18 protein-coding genes are annotated in these 16575 nt (G+C 54.5%); 9 read left to right on the top strand and 9 right to left on the bottom strand.

The window, feature by feature from the left end:
• Position 1: 1 nt before the first annotated feature.
• The 3 genes from aroE to J0X00_RS12165 form a co-directional block, all read right to left on the bottom strand.
• Positions 2-832: a shikimate dehydrogenase gene (gene aroE, locus J0X00_RS12175; RefSeq protein WP_282478130.1), complete on the bottom strand. Its 831-nt coding sequence runs from the start codon at positions 830-832 to the stop codon at positions 2-4.
• 83 nt (positions 833-915) lie between these two features.
• Entirely contained in the window at positions 916-1830 is a 915-nt protein-coding gene (gene hemF / locus J0X00_RS12170) for an oxygen-dependent coproporphyrinogen oxidase (protein WP_282478129.1), read from the bottom strand.
• Positions 1831-1845: 15 nt separating this feature from the next.
• Positions 1846-2403, bottom strand: coding sequence for an L-threonylcarbamoyladenylate synthase (locus tag J0X00_RS12165; RefSeq protein WP_136487770.1), 558 nt, complete (start codon positions 2401-2403; stop codon positions 1846-1848).
• A gap of 226 nt (positions 2404-2629) precedes the next feature.
• Between J0X00_RS12165 and purE the strand changes: the two genes are divergently transcribed.
• Complete coding sequence (gene purE, locus J0X00_RS12160) at positions 2630-3115, top strand: 5-(carboxyamino)imidazole ribonucleotide mutase (RefSeq protein ID WP_136487769.1); 486 nt, start codon at positions 2630-2632, stop codon at positions 3113-3115.
• Between the two features lie 4 nt (positions 3116-3119).
• Positions 3120-4256: a 5-(carboxyamino)imidazole ribonucleotide synthase gene (locus J0X00_RS12155; RefSeq protein ID WP_282478128.1), complete on the top strand. Its 1137-nt coding sequence runs from the start codon at positions 3120-3122 to the stop codon at positions 4254-4256.
• A gap of 64 nt (positions 4257-4320) precedes the next feature.
• On the opposite strand, the gene J0X00_RS12150 is transcribed toward J0X00_RS12155, so the two are convergent.
• From J0X00_RS12150 to J0X00_RS12135, 4 genes are read right to left on the bottom strand one after another with little or no spacing between them, the layout of a single operon-like run.
• A complete protein-coding gene (locus J0X00_RS12150; protein ID WP_136487767.1) occupies positions 4321-4908 on the bottom strand; it encodes a type I DNA topoisomerase in 588 nt (195 codons plus the stop codon).
• 40 nt (positions 4909-4948) lie between these two features.
• Entirely contained in the window at positions 4949-5425 is a 477-nt protein-coding gene (locus tag J0X00_RS12145; protein ID WP_282478127.1) for a DUF494 family protein, read from the bottom strand.
• Between the two features lie 2 nt (positions 5426-5427).
• The gene (dprA, locus tag J0X00_RS12140) at positions 5428-6561 is read right to left on the bottom strand and encodes a DNA-processing protein DprA (protein ID WP_136487765.1); all 1134 of its coding nucleotides are present in this window, start codon (positions 6559-6561) and stop codon (positions 5428-5430) included.
• Positions 6548-7330: a hypothetical protein gene (locus J0X00_RS12135; protein ID WP_282478126.1), complete on the bottom strand. Its 783-nt coding sequence runs from the start codon at positions 7328-7330 to the stop codon at positions 6548-6550. Before J0X00_RS12135 ends, dprA begins: the two co-directional genes overlap by 14 nt.
• Positions 7331-7468: 138 nt before the next feature.
• Between J0X00_RS12135 and def the strand changes: the two genes are divergently transcribed.
• The 6 genes from def (at position 7469) to J0X00_RS12105 (ending at position 13835) form a co-directional block, all read left to right on the top strand.
• Entirely contained in the window at positions 7469-7981 is a 513-nt protein-coding gene (gene def, locus J0X00_RS12130; RefSeq protein ID WP_136487763.1) for a peptide deformylase, read from the top strand.
• Between the two features lie 15 nt (positions 7982-7996).
• Positions 7997-8944 (top strand): methionyl-tRNA formyltransferase, encoded by a 948-nt coding sequence (fmt, locus tag J0X00_RS12125; protein ID WP_282478125.1) that lies wholly within the window; start codon positions 7997-7999, stop codon positions 8942-8944.
• 69 nt (positions 8945-9013) lie between these two features.
• Positions 9014-10309: a 16S rRNA (cytosine(967)-C(5))-methyltransferase RsmB gene (gene rsmB, locus J0X00_RS12120; protein WP_282478124.1), complete on the top strand. Its 1296-nt coding sequence runs from the start codon at positions 9014-9016 to the stop codon at positions 10307-10309.
• A gap of 62 nt (positions 10310-10371) precedes the next feature.
• On the top strand, positions 10372-11748 hold the full coding sequence (gene trkA, locus J0X00_RS12115; RefSeq protein ID WP_136487760.1) for a Trk system potassium transporter TrkA: 1377 nt from the start codon (positions 10372-10374) through the stop codon (positions 11746-11748).
• Positions 11749-11760: 12 nt separating this feature from the next.
• Positions 11761-13206: a TrkH family potassium uptake protein gene (locus tag J0X00_RS12110; protein ID WP_282478123.1), complete on the top strand. Its 1446-nt coding sequence runs from the start codon at positions 11761-11763 to the stop codon at positions 13204-13206.
• A 5-nt stretch (positions 13207-13211) separates the two neighbouring features.
• Complete coding sequence (locus tag J0X00_RS12105; RefSeq protein ID WP_348984824.1) at positions 13212-13835, top strand: DUF3157 family protein; 624 nt, start codon at positions 13212-13214, stop codon at positions 13833-13835.
• A 156-nt stretch (positions 13836-13991) separates the two neighbouring features.
• On the opposite strand, the gene J0X00_RS12100 is transcribed toward J0X00_RS12105, so the two are convergent.
• Positions 13992-14636, bottom strand: a complete 645-nt coding sequence (locus tag J0X00_RS12100) for a hemolysin III family protein (protein WP_136487758.1) — start codon at positions 14634-14636, stop codon at positions 13992-13994.
• A 71-nt stretch (positions 14637-14707) separates the two neighbouring features.
• Positions 14708-15499: a sporulation protein gene (locus tag J0X00_RS12095; protein WP_136487757.1), complete on the bottom strand. Its 792-nt coding sequence runs from the start codon at positions 15497-15499 to the stop codon at positions 14708-14710.
• Positions 15500-16182: 683 nt separating this feature from the next.
• Here J0X00_RS12095 and J0X00_RS12090 point away from each other — a divergent pair.
• Positions 16183-16449 carry a YihD family protein gene (locus tag J0X00_RS12090; protein WP_282478122.1) on the top strand — a complete coding sequence of 89 codons (267 nt, stop codon included), beginning with the start codon at positions 16183-16185 and terminating at the stop codon, positions 16447-16449.
• The last annotated feature ends 126 nt before the right edge of the window (positions 16450-16575 follow it).

Genomic DNA, 16575 nt, shown 5'->3' with positions numbered 1-16575 from the left:
TTTACGCTTCCAGGTTGTTACGTAACTCGCGCAGAATTTGCTTTGTGCCGGGACGTAAACCACGCCATAACATAAAGCTCTCCGCCGCCTGGCCAACCAGCATACCCAGCCCGTCGTAGACATGAGCAGCACCGTTGTCCAGTGCCCATTGGTTAAAGACGGTCAGTCCTTTGCCATACATCATGTCATACGCCACGCTGTGCGAACCGAAGATCGCACCACTGACCTCAGGCAGTTTGCCTTCCAGACTGGCCGAGGTGGAGTTAATTACCACATCGTAGCCGCTGGCGACCTGATCCATCGCTACCGCCTGCACCCGCTCATCACTGGCAAAATTCGCCACCAGCTGCTCAGCTTTACTCAACGTCCGGTTAGTCACAGTAATAGAACGAGGATTTTTATCCAGCAAAGGTTTGATCACCCCGCGTGCGGCACCGCCGGCACCAATCAGTAAAATATTGCTATCCTGCAGTACCACCTGGTGCAACATCAGATCCTGAACCAGACCCTCACCATCGGTGTTGTCACCGAGAATAATGCCGTCGTCGAGCTTTTTCAGCGTATTGACCGCTCCCGCCAGGCGGGCACGCTCAGTGAGCCGGGTGGCAAACTGAAACGCCTCTTCTTTAAAAGGGACAGTCACATTACAGCCTTTTCCACCAGTGGCGAAAAACTGTGTGGCTGCCGTGACAAAACCATCGACCGGTGCAAGCTGCGCCGTGTATGTCATCGACTGGTTAGTCTGACGGGCAAACAGAGTATGTATAAAAGGGGATTTGCTGTGCCCAATAGGGTTGCCGAACACTGCATAATGATCGTTTTGAAAAGCCATATCCATGCCTGAATTATTTTTGCCTGAATCCTGAATAGAAAATAGGGTCGCTGATGCGACCCTACCACCGACACGAAATTCTGTCACCACTCGCGCGGTACTAAAAACTCACCCAGTTGTGCCTCGGCGCTGCCTTCCTGAGGCTGATAGCGATATTCCCAGCGAGCCAGGGGAGGCATCGACATCAGAATCGACTCAGTACGGCCTCCTGACTGCAGGCCAAACAAAGTGCCGCGGTCAAAGACCAGATTGAATTCGACGTAACGGCCGCGACGATAGAGCTGGAAGTCACGCTCACGCTCGCCGTAGGGTGTCTGCTTACGACGTTCAACAATCGGCAAATAGGCCTGGGTATAGCCTTCTCCCACTGCTTTAATGTAATCGAAGCACTGCGCGAAACTCCACTGATTCAGATCATCGAAAAACAGGCCGCCAATGCCACGCGTCTCTTCACGGTGCGGCAGGTAGAAATAGTCATCACACCAGGCTTTATGCTCACGATAGACATCCGGACCAAATGGCTGACACAGATCCTTTGCCGTCTGGTGCCAGTGCTGACAATCTTGTTCAAACGGATAAAACGGCGTTAAGTCAAAGCCACCACCAAACCACCAGATCGGTGCTTCACCCTCTTTTTCGGCGATAAAGAAACGCACATTAGCATGCGAAGTCGGCACATAAGGGTTGTTAGGATGCATCACCAGTGACACCCCCATGGCCTCAAAGCAACGCCCGGCCAGTTCAGGACGATGCGCCGTCGCAGAGGCCGGCATCTGTTGACCCGCAACATGAGAAAAGTTCACACCGCCCTGCTCAAACACCTGACCATTGCGCATCACCCGGGTACGGCCACCACCGCCCAGACGTTCACCCGGCTCACGCTGCCAGGCATCTTCTTCAAATCGGGCCGCGCCATCGACGGCTTCGAGCTGCTGACAGATAGAGTCCTGTAATTCGAGCAGGAACTGTTTGACCGCTTCTTTATCTATACTCGGCATGGTGGTGTCCTTGTGTTAACCCTGTCTTAAGACCTGAAGTGTTTTCGCGTCACGAATTTCGCTTGGCTTGTTCCGTCCGCCGGTTTCACCGTGCAGAATCGCCACCAGCTTGTCGCCTAGTTGCTGCTCGACTTCTGCCGTAGTCATACATGGTGGCAGCCCGGACAAGTTAGCACTGGTTGACGTCAGCGGTTTGCCGTACGCCTGGCACAGCTGCTGTACCAGCGGATGATCAGTCACCCGTACCGCGATGGTGTCGAACTGGCCGCTGACCCAGGATGAGACCCGCTCACTGGCCGGCATGATCCAGGTCACCGGACCGGGCCAGGTTGACTGAACCCGCTCCAGCTGTTCAGCAGTCAGCTGCGATTCATCAATATAAGGCAGCAGCTGCTGATAAGAAGCCGCAATCAGAATCAGACCTTTTTCCACCGGGCGCTGCTTGAGCTGCAGCAGTTTTTCAATCGCCTGCGGGTTATCCGGATCGCAACCGACCCCGAATACGCCTTCGGTCGGATAAGCAATCACTTCACCAGACTGCAATGCCTGCAGTGTATGTTCGAAATTATTCACCTGAGATTCCTACTATTTAGCTGACTTGTACTTGCCAGGCTCTGTTGACCTGCTCTGTATTTGCCGCTTAGTGTACAAATTATCCGGCGTGACAGCTAAATCTAATTATGGCTAATTTAGCGGTCGGGAAACACCCCATTAGCGCAAACGTTTGCTTGCGAGAAAAATCCTCGTATAATGCGCCAACGATCGCTCACCCAAATTAAAACGCTTGAAGGAGTTTGAGATGAAAGTCGGCATTATCATGGGATCAAAATCGGATTGGCCAACCATGAAGCTAGCAGCAGAGATGCTGGATCAGTTTGGTGTTCCCTACGAAACAAAAGTGGTTTCAGCGCACCGTACCCCTCAACTTCTGGCCGATTATGCCTCAAGCGCAAAAGAGCGTGGCCTGAAAGTCATTATTGCCGGCGCAGGCGGCGCGGCTCATCTGCCGGGTATGGCAGCAGCCTTTACCAGCCTGCCAGTCCTTGGCGTACCAGTACAGTCGCGTGCTCTGTCAGGCATCGATTCACTGTACTCTATCGTACAAATGCCAAAAGGTGTTGCGGTAGGCACACTGGCCATCGGTGAAGCCGGTGCGGCGAACGCCGGTCTGCTGGCAGCGCAAATCCTCGGCACGCAGGATGAAACCATCATGGCCAAGGTAGAAGCGTTCCGTGCCGCGCAAACCGAAACCGTGCTGGCTAACCCGAATCCGGCTGAGGAGTAATCCTATGCACGTTCTGGTATTAGGTTCCGGCCAGCTGGCGCGCATGATGTCGCTGGCAGGCGCGCCACTCAATATTGGCATTAGCGCTTTTGATGTGACCAGCGCTAATGTGGTGCATCCGCTCACCCAGGCTGTGGTCGGTCACGGCCTGGAGCAGGCAATTGAACAAGCGGATGTGATCACCGCAGAATTCGAACATATCCCACATGACGTGCTGGCCGTATGCGAGCGCAGCGGGAAATTCCTGCCCAGCACACAAGCCATCAAAGCCGGTGGCGATCGCCGGCTAGAAAAAGCCCTGCTGGATAATGCCGGTGTCCGTAACGCCAAATACGCGGTGATTAACAACCGGGCCGATTTTGATGCAGCGATCGAAAAAATCGGCATTCCTATGGTACTGAAAAGTGCGCTGGGTGGTTACGATGGCAAAGGCCAGTGGCGTCTTAAACAAGCGGCTGATGCCGATGCAATCTGGACTGAAATGGCGCAATGTATCGCTGCGTCAGACAACCAGGCGATTGTCGCTGAGCAATTTGTCCCTTTTGACCGCGAGGTTTCCCTGGTGGGTGCGCGTGGCAGCAATGGCGAAATCGCGGTGTATCCGCTGGCGGAAAACGTCCATGTTAACGGCGTACTCAGCCTGTCGACCGCGATTGATGCGCCGCAGTTGCAAGAACAAGCGAAACAGATGTTCAGCGCAGTGGCAGACAGCCTGGATTACGTCGGCGTACTGGCACTGGAGTTCTTTGATGTGCAGGGCGAACTGCTGGTCAATGAAATTGCGCCGCGTGTGCATAACTCTGGTCACTGGACCCAGCAGGGTGCAGAAACCTGTCAGTTTGAAAATCATCTGCGCGCGGTATGCGGCCTGCCTCTGGGCAGCACCAAGCTGATCCGTGAAACCGCCATGATCAACATCCTGGGTGAAGATACTCTGCCAACACAATTGCTGGCGATGGAAGGTTGCCATATTCACTGGTACGGCAAAGAAAAACGTCCGGGGCGTAAAATGGGCCATATCAACGTGACGGCCGACTACAGCGGTGAGCTACAGCGCAAGCTGTGTGAACTGGCCACAGTGCTCGACGCCGATACCTTCCCTGCCGTACAGGAAGTAGCACGTCAGATTCAGCCACAATAATTGCCGCTGAATCGAAACCGCAACGGCGCCCTGAGGCGCCGTTTTTTATTGTGCAGATTACTGATTATTGCGCCGGTGACGAATCACTGCTCTGCGTATGGCCGCATTTTCGGGCCGCACACTGATAACGGGTACCGCTGGCGAGCTTCTTCTCGATCAGCAAGCCAAAACCACACGCTTCACACTGCCCGGCCACCGGTGGCAGGTTAACGGCAAACTTACACTTAGGGTAAGCATCACAAGCAAAAAAGGTTTTACCAAATCGGGTTTTACGTTCAACCAGATGACCGGTTGCACACTCAGGACAAGCCAGAGCCTGCCGCTGTGGAGAGGCGTCTGCCGGCTGGTCCGGCGATTCAATATGGTGACAAGCCGGGTAATGACTGCAACCGATAAACATGCCGTAGCGTCCCTGGCGTAAAACCAGCTCATGCCCGCATTCCGGACAAGGCACACCGAGCTCTTTGATGATGTGACCATCGTTGTGATGAAGTGGTTTGATATAGTCGCAGGCCGGATACTGGCTGCAGCCCAGAAAAGGGCCGTGTTTGCCATGGCGAAGCGCAAGCGCCCCGCCACATTGAGGACAAGGTTCGTGATTCAGGGCCTGCTCATGGGCCGAGAACAACTGGTGATCGATTTTACTGCTCATAACCGCGCTACTGTGGAAACTCTGATCGGTTCAGAGGGGATTAATGCAGGATACCCTGCTCTTTGCTGTACAGCAGATCTTCCATTAGCGTATACGCATTTTCATTGCCCGGCACATTAAACAGCACCATGAGGATGATCCATTTCAGGTCATCCAGTTCAAACTCATTGGTTTCCAGCCCCATGACCCGATCAATCACCATCTCGCGCGTTTCCGTCGTCAGCACCTTAAGCTGCTCGAGGAACATCAGAAAACCGCGTGATTCTCGATCGAGGCGTTCCATCTCCTGCGCCGCATAAATACGCACCGACGTTGGCGAACTGGTTGCAATTGCCGATTGCGCATCAGTCTGCTGCAACGCGGCCAGCTCTTCCAACCAGTGAAGGGCTTTATAGATGTCTTTCTGGTGAAATCCGGCCCGAACCAGTTCTTCTTCCAGTTCGTCTTGGTCCACTTGCAACTCTGCATCGCTATGGATATACGTTTCAAACAGATACATCAAAATATCCATCATCATAGCTAGCCCCTCCCCTTTCGAATATAGCCACCGGAAACTGCAACAACATGCCCTGAAAGTTCAAGCTCCAGGAGCTGCGTCATGACATCCTGGACAGGTATATGGGTCCTGCTTGCAAGAATATCAACTGGTGTAGCTTCTTCCCCTACGTTAGCTAACAGCTCGGGAAATGGCAATTGTTCTTGCTGATTTGGGTGAGAAAAAAGTTCAGACTGCGCCGTTTGCTGCGACTTAAGTGACCAATCGAGCAAATTCGCGACTTCATCGAGGATCTGCCCGACATTCTGCACCAGGCAAGCCCCCTGGCGAATCAACTGATTACTGCCGGTGCTGTGCGCGTTGTGAATTGAACCGGGAATGACAAACACATCGCGGTTCTGCTCACTGGCATAACGCGCGGTGATAAGGGAACCACTTTTTTCCGCCGCTTCCACCACCAACACCCCGAGCGACAAGCCGCTGATAATCCGGTTGCGACGCGGGAAGTGTTCAGCCCGTGCCCGGGCAGAGGGCCGAAACTCGGAGACCAAGGCGCCTTGTTCGGCAATTCGCCCGGCCAGGCGACGATGGCGGGCCGGATAAATATGCTCTAAACCGCAGCCGAGCACGGCCACGCTGTCGCCACCGCCATTCAATGCGCCGTCATGGGCATAGCCGTCAATACCGAGCGCCAGGCCACTGGTGACCACCAACCCCTGCTCGGCCAGTTGGGCACCGAACTGGGCCGCGATCTCCAGCCCGCCGCTGCTGGCATTACGGCTGCCGACAATTGCGATCTGCGGTTGCAGCAGCACACCGGCATCACCTTCGATAAACAGCACCGGCGGCGCAGCCGCAATTTCACTGAGCAAGGGCGGATACGTGGCGCAGCGGGCGGTGATAATCGCGCGCTGCGATGACTGCTCACGCCAGTACAGGCACGCCTCCACATCCTTTGTGGCCTGACTGCGCAGATAAGCAAGCTGACTGGCATTCAGGCCGGGGCCCATCCCCCTTTTTTGAATATCACGCAACTGGACACTGAGCGCATCACGCGCCGCCAAACGCTGCACGGCACGCAGACCAAAGCCGGGCACAAAAGCAAAGGCTAGCCAGGCTTGGAACTCTTCCTCATTCCACTCTTCATGGTGACTCATTCAACACACTCCCGCTCACTGCGTCTGTGTCGTCAGACAGCGCACGCAGTACCACTTTATTATCAATCACCTGACTGCTGGCGGTTATCCGCGCCAGGCTCAAGCCAGGGTACACCAGCTCAACCACCAGGCGGCCAACCGCTAAATCCGCCATCAGGGCGCCGGAGGCAATCTCAGCGCCCGGTGCCGCGCGCTGAAACAGTGCAAAACGTTGACCGGCCACCAGCTTGTCCTCGGCACCTTTATCCAGTACCAGCCAGTCATTCCGCACCGCGTAGTGCAGACCTTGCGGGGTGCCCAGGATAGAGACTGTGATCGGTTCGGGATGCTTGGTGGAAAAGCGGATGTCCGCCAGCCTTACGGCCGGCAAAGCGATATCCCGGGGACGAATTTCCTGGATCTGGCTGGTCACTTGCAACGTGCTGTGCGCGCCATCGCTGGCCGTCAGCGAGGCGCGAGCGACCAACCTCAGTGCCTGCATGGATTGCTGGCGTGGAGAGAACAGAGCCAACGGGCGGTAGATCCCCCACCTTTGTTCGGTATACGCTCCGCTGATGTATATCGGCTGCGGCTGAATGAGATAAGCGCGCGGCAGCGAAGTACCCAGGACACGGCTTACCTTTGCTAACGCGGTCTGGTCGAGCAGACGCATCTCGGGCAGAACCGGCCCGGACTCACTCAGCCCGGGGGCAGCGACTGACACACCACGCAGGGAAAAGTAACAGAGCAGGGCAAAAACAGAGCTAAAACGACACAGCAGTCTCAACATGAGCGTGTTTTCCGGAGCAGACTAGGGACCAGGATCTGGAGAAATCACGCAGGATGCTGTCATTTAGGTCATAAAATGTCTAGAATTGAGCCAACAAGCGTTTAGCTGATTCGGCACAGTTCAATTTTTCGAGTGTATATGTCTGTATTACAAGTATTAACATTCCCGGATGATCGTCTTCGCACCGTTGCCAAGCCGGTTGAGAAAGTCACCCCTGAGATTCAGAAAATCGTCGATGACATGATTGATACCATGTACGACGAGGAAGGTATCGGTCTGGCCGCGACCCAGGTCGATGTGCACCAGCGCATCGTCGTGATCGACATTTCTGACACCCGCGATCAGCCGATGGTGCTGATTAATCCTGAAATTCTGGAAAAACGCGGGGAAGACGGCATTGAAGAAGGCTGTCTGTCTGTACCTGGCGCGCGCGCCCTGGTGCCACGCGCAGCGGAAGTGACCGTCAAAGCACTCAACCGTGATGGTGACGAGTACACCTTTGAAGCGGACGACCTGCTGGCCATTTGTGTGCAGCACGAGCTCGACCACCTGGAAGGTAAGTTGTTTGTCGACTACCTGTCGCCGCTCAAACGTAAGCGCATCAAAGAGAAGCTGGAAAAAATCAAACGCTTCAACGAGAAAAATCAATAATTTAGTGAGGTTACCTTGAGCCAATCATTACGTATTGTGTTTGCAGGTACTCCGGATTTCGCCGCCCGTCACCTGGCGGCGTTATTGTCTTCGGAGCACGAAGTGATCGCGGTGTACACTCAGCCGGATCGCCCGGCCGGACGCGGTAAGAAACTGACCGCCAGCCCGGTAAAACATATCGCCCTTGAGCATAATATTCCGGTCTATCAGCCGGAAAACTTCAAATCGGATCAAGCCAAGCAGCAATTAGCCGAGCTCAATGCCGATCTGATGGTGGTGGTCGCTTATGGCCTGCTGCTGCCAAAATCCGTGCTGGATACGCCAAAACGGGGCTGTATCAACGTGCACGGCTCCATCCTGCCACGCTGGCGTGGCGCGGCACCCATCCAGCGCTCTATCTGGGCCGGTGATGCTGAAACCGGCGTGACCATCATGCAGATGGATGTCGGCCTGGATACCGGTGATATGCTGAAAATTGCCACCCTGCCGATTGAAACGACCGATACCAGTGCTTCCATGTATGACAAACTGGCTGATCTTGGTCCGCAGGCTCTGATTGACTGCCTGGCCGACATCAAGGCCGGTCAGGCCGTGCCTGTCAAACAAGATGATGAGCTGGCTAACTACGCCAAGAAACTGAGTAAAGAAGAAGCCCGCATTAACTGGCAGGACAGCGCCGAGCATATCGAGCGCTGCGTACGTGCTTTCAATCCATGGCCAATGAGCCACTTTGAAGCCGCGGACAACAGCATCAAAGTATGGAAAAGTTGTGTTGCGGATCAAAGCACTGACCAGCCAGCCGGAACGATAATTCAGGCGGATAAAACCGGTATCTATGTGGCAACCGGTTCTGGCGTGCTGGTGTTGGAGCAACTGCAAATCCCGGGCAAAAAAGCGCTGCCGGTGCAGGACATTCTCAATGCCAGAGCTGACTGGTTCCAGGTTGGAACACAACTGAGCTAAGCTTTGGTTACCATCACAGTACATTAACCGGGGACAGAGATGTCCCCATTGAATTTTAAGGGTTTCACCATGAATGTTCGCGCTGCGGCTGCCAACGTCCTTTTCCAGGTGGTCGACAAAGGTCAATCACTTTCCCACGCTCTTCCTGCGGCTCAAAAAACCATACGTCCGAGAGATCACGCCCTGTTGCAGGAAATCTGCTACGGCGCGCTGCGTTATTTACCGCGTCTGGAGTCGATTGCCAATGAACTGATGGATAACCCGCTCAAAGGTAAAAAGCGCGTCTTCCACCATCTGATCCTGGTCGGTATTTACCAGCTCAGCTTTATGCGTATTCCCTCTCACGCAGCGGTAGCCGAAACGGTCGAAGGGACCAAAACCCTGCGTGGTACTAACCTGAGCGGTCTGATCAATGCCGTACTGCGCAGCTATCTGCGTAACCAGGAAGAGCTGGACGCCGTGGCAGTCAGTCACAATGCCGGTAAATACGGTCATCCGAGCTGGATTCTGAAACTATTACAGGAAAGCTACCCGCAGCAATGGGAAGCCATTATTGAAGCCAACAACAGCAAGGCGCCGATGTGGCTGCGTGTCAACCGCCAGCACCATACCCGGGCTGAGTACCAGCAGTTGCTCGATGCAGCTGAGATCAGCTACACCCTGCACCCAGAGGCCGCGGATGCGATCAAGCTCGATGCACCGTGCGATGTCACCCTGCTGCCTGGCTTTGAGAAAGGCTGGGTTTCAGTGCAGGACGCTGCCGCGCAGTTAGCGGTTGATTATCTGACCCCACAGGAAGATGAGCTGATCCTCGATTGCTGCGCCGCGCCGGGCGGCAAAACCGCACATATTCTGGAGCACACCGAGAATACCGAAGTGGTCGCATTAGACAGCGATCCGACCCGCCTCAACCGGGTACACGATAATCTGCAGCGCCTGCAACTGCGCGCTGATGTCATCTGTGGCGATGCCCGCTACCCGCAACAGTGGTGGCCGGGAGCGCAGTTTGACCGCATCCTGCTCGACGCACCGTGTTCAGCCACCGGCGTTATCCGCCGCCATCCGGACATCAAATGGTTACGCCGCGCCAATGATATCGAAGCATTAGCGGAGCTACAGCGCGAAATTCTCGATGCGATGTGGCAACAGCTTAAGCCGGGTGGTACTTTGGTGTACGCAACCTGTTCAATTACCCCGCAAGAAAACGTACTGCAGGTCAAAGACTTCCTGCTCCGTACCGCGGATGCGCAATTGCAAGGCTCAGATCCTGAGCAGCCGGGACGTCAGATCCTGCCGGGTGAAGAGAACATGGACGGCTTCTACTACGCCGTGATCCGCAAAAGCGTGACGCCTGCTCAGGCATAAAGGACGAGACCGGGGCAGCCGACAGGCTGCCTTTGGCGTGTAATCACAAGAGACATTTAGGTATGAAAATCATCATTCTTGGCGCAGGTCAGGTCGGCGGTACGCTGGCGGAAAACCTGGTTGGTGAAAACAACGACATCACCATCGTCGATAAAAGCAGCGAGCGATTGCGCGGCCTGCAGGATAAATATGATTTACGGGTGGTCAATGGCCACGCCAGTCACCCGGACGTACTGCGCGAAGCAGGGGCTCAGGATGCCGACATGCTGGTCGCGGTGACCAATACCGACGAAACCAATATGGCCGCCTGCCAGGTGGCCTTTACTCTGTTTAATACGCCCAACCGTATCGCCCGCATCCGCTCGCCGGAATATCTGGCTGAAAAAGAAGCCCTGTTCCAGTCCGGCGCCGTTCCGGTCGACCATCTGATTGCCCCGGAAGAGCTGGTCACCAGCTACATTGAACGCCTGGTGCAATACCCGGGCGCGCTGCAGGTGGTGAGCTTTGCCGAAGAGAAAGTCAGCCTGGTCGCGGTCAAAGCCTATTACGGCGGCCCACTGGTTGGTAACGCCCTGTCCGCCCTGCGCGAGCATATGCCGCACATCGATACCCGAGTGGCGGCGATTTTCCGTCAGGGACGGCCAATCCGCCCGCAGGGCACCACCATTATCGAAGCCGATGATGAAGTGTTCTTCGTTGCCGCCAGCAACCACATCCGCTCGGTGATGAGTGAGCTGCAGCGCCTTGAAAAACCGTATCGCCGCATCATGATTGTCGGTGGCGGTAACATCGGTGCCAGCCTGGCCAAACGCCTCGAACACAGCTACAGCGTCAAGCTGATTGAACGCAATTATCAGCGCGCCGAACAGCTGTCGGAACAGCTGGAAAACAGCATTGTCTTCTGCGGCGATGCCGCCGATCAGGAGCTGCTGACCGAAGAGAATATCGATCAGGTCGATGTGTTTATCGCCCTGACCAACGAAGATGAAACCAACATCATGTCAGCCATGCTGGCCAAACGCATGGGTGCCAAAAAAGTGATGGTGCTTATCCAGCGCGGCGCTTATGTCGACCTGGTGCAGGGCGGCGTGATTGACGTGGCGATTTCACCGCAGCAGGCGACCATTTCAGCCCTGCTAACCCACGTACGCCGCGCTGATATCGTGAACGTGTCTTCGCTGCGCCGCGGTGCAGCCGAAGCAATTGAAGCGATTGCCCATGGTGACGAAACCACCTCCAAAGTGGTCGGCCGCGCGGTCGGTGATATTCGCCTGCCGCCGGGCACCACCATTGGTGCGATTGTGCGTGGTGAAGAGGTCCTGATTGCCCACGACCGCACTGTGATTGAACAAGATGATCACGTGGTGATGTTTCTGGTTGATAAAAAATACGTGCCCGACGTGGAAGCTCTGTTCCAACCCAGCCCGTTTTTCTTGTAGGTATACGGCGTCATGCTCAATTTACGCCCGATAATGTTCGTGATCGGCCTGGTTTTGTCCAAACTGGCACTGTTCATGTACGTCCCCACTCTGGTGGCTTTTTTTACCGGTACCGGTGGTTTTCTCGACTTTGCCAAGGCGGTGATCATCACCCATGTGGCCGCGTTCCTGTGCCTGACGCTGGGACGCACTGCCGATTTTCGCCTCAGTGTGCGTGACATGTTTCTGATCACCAGTCTGGTGTGGACCATCGCCAGCGCGTTTGCCGCCCTGCCGTTCGTGTTCATTAACCACATCAGCTTCACTGACGCCTATTTTGAAACCATGTCCGGCATTACCACCACCGGCTCAACCGTACTGAGCGGCTTAGACGACATGGCACCCAGCATTCTGTTGTGGCGCTCGATTCTACAGTGGCTGGGCGGGGTTGGCTTTATCGTGATGGCGGTAGCGGTGCTGCCGATGCTTAACGTCGGTGGTATGCGCCTGTTCCAGACCGAATCCTCCGACTGGTCGGATAAAAGCAGTCCGCGCGCCAAAACCGTAGCTAAAAACATTGTGATTGTTTATCTGGTGCTGACCGGCTTGTGTATTCTCGGCTATATGCTGACCGGGATGGGCATGTTTGACGCCATCAACCATGCCTTTACCACCTTATCGACGGGCGGCTACTCCACTTCCGATGGCTCAATGAACCACTTCTCGCACGGTTCACACTGGGTCGCGACCCTGTTTATGTTCCTCGGCGGCTTACCGTTCCTGCTGTTTGTGACCGCACTGCGTAAACGTCAGCCACAGGAGCTGCTGCAGGATGCCCAGGTTCGTGGCTTCTTTGTGCTGTTTGTCGTTGCCAGCCTGATTGTCGCGGCCTGGTTGCACTGGCATAACGGCTACAGCATACTTGATGCGCTGCGGGTCTCAATGTTTAACATCGTTTCCGTGGTGACCACCACAGGTTTTGGCCTGGATGATTTCACCGCCTGGGGCGCGCTGCCAAGCACCCTGTTTGCCTTCCTGATGATGGCGGGAGCCTGCTCCGGCTCAACTGCCGGCGGGATTAAGATTTTCCGTTTTCAGATCTGTTTTACCCTGCTTAATAACCAGATGATGCGCCTTGTTCATCCGTCTGGTGTATTCGTGCAGCGCTATAATCAACGCCCGGTTAACGAAGATATCGTGCGTTCCGTCGTGGCATTCGGCCTGACGTTTGTGATTACTATTGTCCTGATTGCCGGCACATTGTCGGCGATGGGACTGGATACCATTACCAGTATTTCCGGCGCAGTCACTGCGGTGGCCAACGTCGGTCCGGGCATGGGTAATGTGATTGGCCCAACCGGTAATTTTGCTTCCCTGTCTGACGGTGCGAAGTGGATTTTAAGTTTTGGTATGCTGATGGGACGCCTGGAAATCCTCACCATTCTGGTGCTGTTTTTCCCTGCGTTCTGGAAACGTTGAGGATAATGATGAAATACCTGCAGACTCTGTTAGCGACCGCTTGTGTCGCCGCGCTGACAGCGCCAGTCGTTCAGGCTGCGCAAAGAGTGACTCTGGATGACGGTCGCCAGGTCGAACTGAATGACGACTTCACCTGGCACTATGTACAGCCTGCCGCGCCAGCAAAACCAAAACCTGCGGCCGAAAACCGTACCGAAACCAGTCCGGTCACCACGGCAGCACCAGCCGCAGCAGCGGCCCCGCTCATCGCCGCACCGCTGGTACCACGCCAGCGCGGCACTCTGGTTGAAGTAGGCAGCACCAAACCGACGCTGCAACTGAGCCAGTCCGGCGTGGATATCGTGCTCGGCAGCGCCCGTTACGAAGACGGACACCTGATCATACCGACCGCGATCACTAACCAAAGCCTGCAGTCGGTGATCAGCATTGCACTCAATGTTGAACTGATGGACGAACAGGGCAAGGTACTGAGTCACGACAGCGCAACCATCTGGCAGTCAATCAAGCGCATGGCGGAAACTTACCTGCGCCCGCAGACCGCAGTAGCCGGTAAAGAACTTAAGCTGGCAACTGACCAGGCCGAACGTTACCAGATCCGGGTTAGCGTCGAAAATCTGCAAACCCGCTAGTCGATCGCCGGGCAGCGTATTCCCGGACGGGACAGCCAAAACAAAAGCACTCCACAACCGGAGTGCTTTTTTGTTGGTTATCACCCACAATGCTGAGTGCAGCTGATCGATAACCACTCTACCATAGTGATATCAATGACATCAGGTCAATATCCGTTACACCGGATCGATATACAGATAAATCGCCATAAAATGACATGCACAGCCACCGAGCACAAAACCGTGCCAGATGGCGTGGTTATACGGAATGCGCTGCGCGACATAAAAAATCACCCCCAGTGAATACACCACACCACCCAGCGCCAGCAACGTCAGGCCACCGATATCGAGATTCAGCGCCAACTGATAAATCACCACCAGCGACAGCCAACCCATCGCCAGATAAGTCACCAGCGACAACTTCTCAAAACGGTAAATGAACGCCACCTTAAATAAGATACCAAGCAGGGCAATCGACCAGATCACTATCATCAGGCTGATCGCCAGCGGGGTGCGCAGGCTGACCAGCAAAAAAGGCGTGTAACTACCGGCAATCAGCAGGTAGATAGCACAGTGGTCGAAGGTTTTCAGCCAGCGTTTAGCACGCTGATGAGGAATGGCATGGTACAGGGTGGAGGCCAGAAACAGCGCTATCATACTGCCGCCGTAAACGCTCATACTGGTGATGGTCAGCGCATCTGCGCTGTGGGCAAACGCTTTGAGCAGCAGCAGCACTAAACCGACAATCCCTAAAATCAGGCCAATGCCGTGGCTGATGGCATTGGCCACTTCCTCTTTGACACTGTAATCACTCACTGACATATATCAATCCATACTAAAGAATTCACATCCAGTATGGCACATTGAGCGAGCATGTGTAAGCCAGAATCGTGTCAGGAAGAGGTATCGAGAAAATCAACAATCTGCTGACCGGCCCTCTCCGGCGGGGTATCGGCCGCAATGGTGAGCTGACGTTTCAGCTCTCCGCGCCCGAGCAGACTGGCCAGCATGCCGCGCGCACCGCGTTGAAAACGATCAATCTCGAACCACATCTGCAGCTTATCCGCATCGCGGTAAGCCACAATCTCCAGCTCGCGCCAGCGGCCGTGAAACGGGCCATCAGTTGGCACAAATTCAAACTCCTGCACAAACGGCAGCGCGAAGCCTTGCGCTGCTTCACACTCAACCTGACGCAGACGCAGGCCCTGCTCTTCCAATGCGGTAAAAATACCATCCATCAGGGGATCGGGACGCACAGTGAGAATATCCTTGTCAGCCGGGTCGAGCGCCATGGCAATATCAAGGCCCGTCTCAAGCCATACTTTGGCATCCCCAATGGTGACCGGTGTATGCCATGGCACATCCAGCTCGACTTCAAAATCACGCGTTTCACCACTGGCGATGGTAAATGCATACGGCAGCGACCAGCTGGCCAGGACATAAGTCTGGGCGATGCGGCGGGTCTGACTATCCGCTTGCTCCCCCTGCCCGCTGTGCACCTCTTCGATATAACGGCAACATAATTTCAGCTCGATATTATCGATCGCCTGCTCAGTGGCACCGCCATAGACGTGAATCGTCACTTTGACTTTGTGGCCGGGAAACAGCGTCTCCTGTTGCAGGACTGAATCGACTTTCGCGGATCCGATACCGAAACTGGCGAGGGTTTTCTTCAGAAACGACATACGTACCTCCTGTTGATGAACTCCCAGTGTAAAGCGGAAAAGATCCCGATCACAATGGGACTTTCATACTATTGCTCACACTCTTACCGAAAGGCTGCCCCTCAGCGATGCAAAAAAATTGTGTAGAATCTCTGCTCAACTATCGACCAAATCCTGGCATGGTGCTACTCTATTTTCGATATGCATGCATATCGTTATTCCTGAGCAAAGATTTGGATTGGCGAGTGCCAGAAGAGCGCCCCTTCTGCCCCGGCGGAAGTTCAGCTCATCCTTGTTCAGGCCATTTGACCGGCAATGGATATGCCTGACCGTTAGGTTAATAATGCGCCCAACATCCGTCAGGTTTTCGCACACGAATACCAGTGCAATGCGCCGTCGTAGTGGTTTTACTGCTGCGCCGGTTGCGAAAAAAGTCGCGCCCGCTCCAACTCTTGTCGAGAAAAATGCAGCTTCTGCATCGCCGGAAACAAAAGTGGTTAAGGCCGCTTAAATAGAAAAGCGCAGTTTTCACTGCGCTTTTTTCTTTTCCGTTTCCCTACACCGTTCACCACTCGCTCATAACGAGTGGTTTGTGCGTAACGCTTGTATTTGTACATATCGATTGTCTTTACACATATCAATTGTATTCCTGCCCTGTTTTGATAACTTAGCCGCATACCATTACAAAAAATATGGAGAAAGCCATGCAATGCCATCGTATTGAAGAACTGCTGCAATTGCTTGAGCCCGAGTGGCAAAAAGAGTCTGATTTCAACCTGGTGGCCTTTATCGCCAAACTGGCGGCAGAAGCGGGCTATCAGGGACAGCTACAGGATTTGACCGATGATGTGCTGATTTACCATCTCAAAATGCGCAACAGCAGCAAAAACGAAGTAATACCGGGCATCAAGAAGGATTACGAGCCGGATTTTAAAACCGCCATATTGCGCGCGCGCGGCATCATCGACTGAGCGACCCTCTCATCCCCAGGAGCGGCCCACGGCCGCTCTTCTTTTTGCATCCGTTTTGTTGTTAAAGATTGATAGCGGTAAAAAAAGCCTGGCTGAATTGACGCTATAATCACCAGGTTACATAGA

Origin of the sequence: Vibrio sp. ABG19 (genome assembly GCF_029962385.1) — a bacterium.
Classification (GTDB): Bacteria; Pseudomonadota; Gammaproteobacteria; order Enterobacterales; family Vibrionaceae; genus Vibrio; species Vibrio ostreae.
The sequence above is the reverse complement of the archived record's forward strand: the minus strand, read 5'-3'. Positions and strand labels throughout refer to the sequence as shown.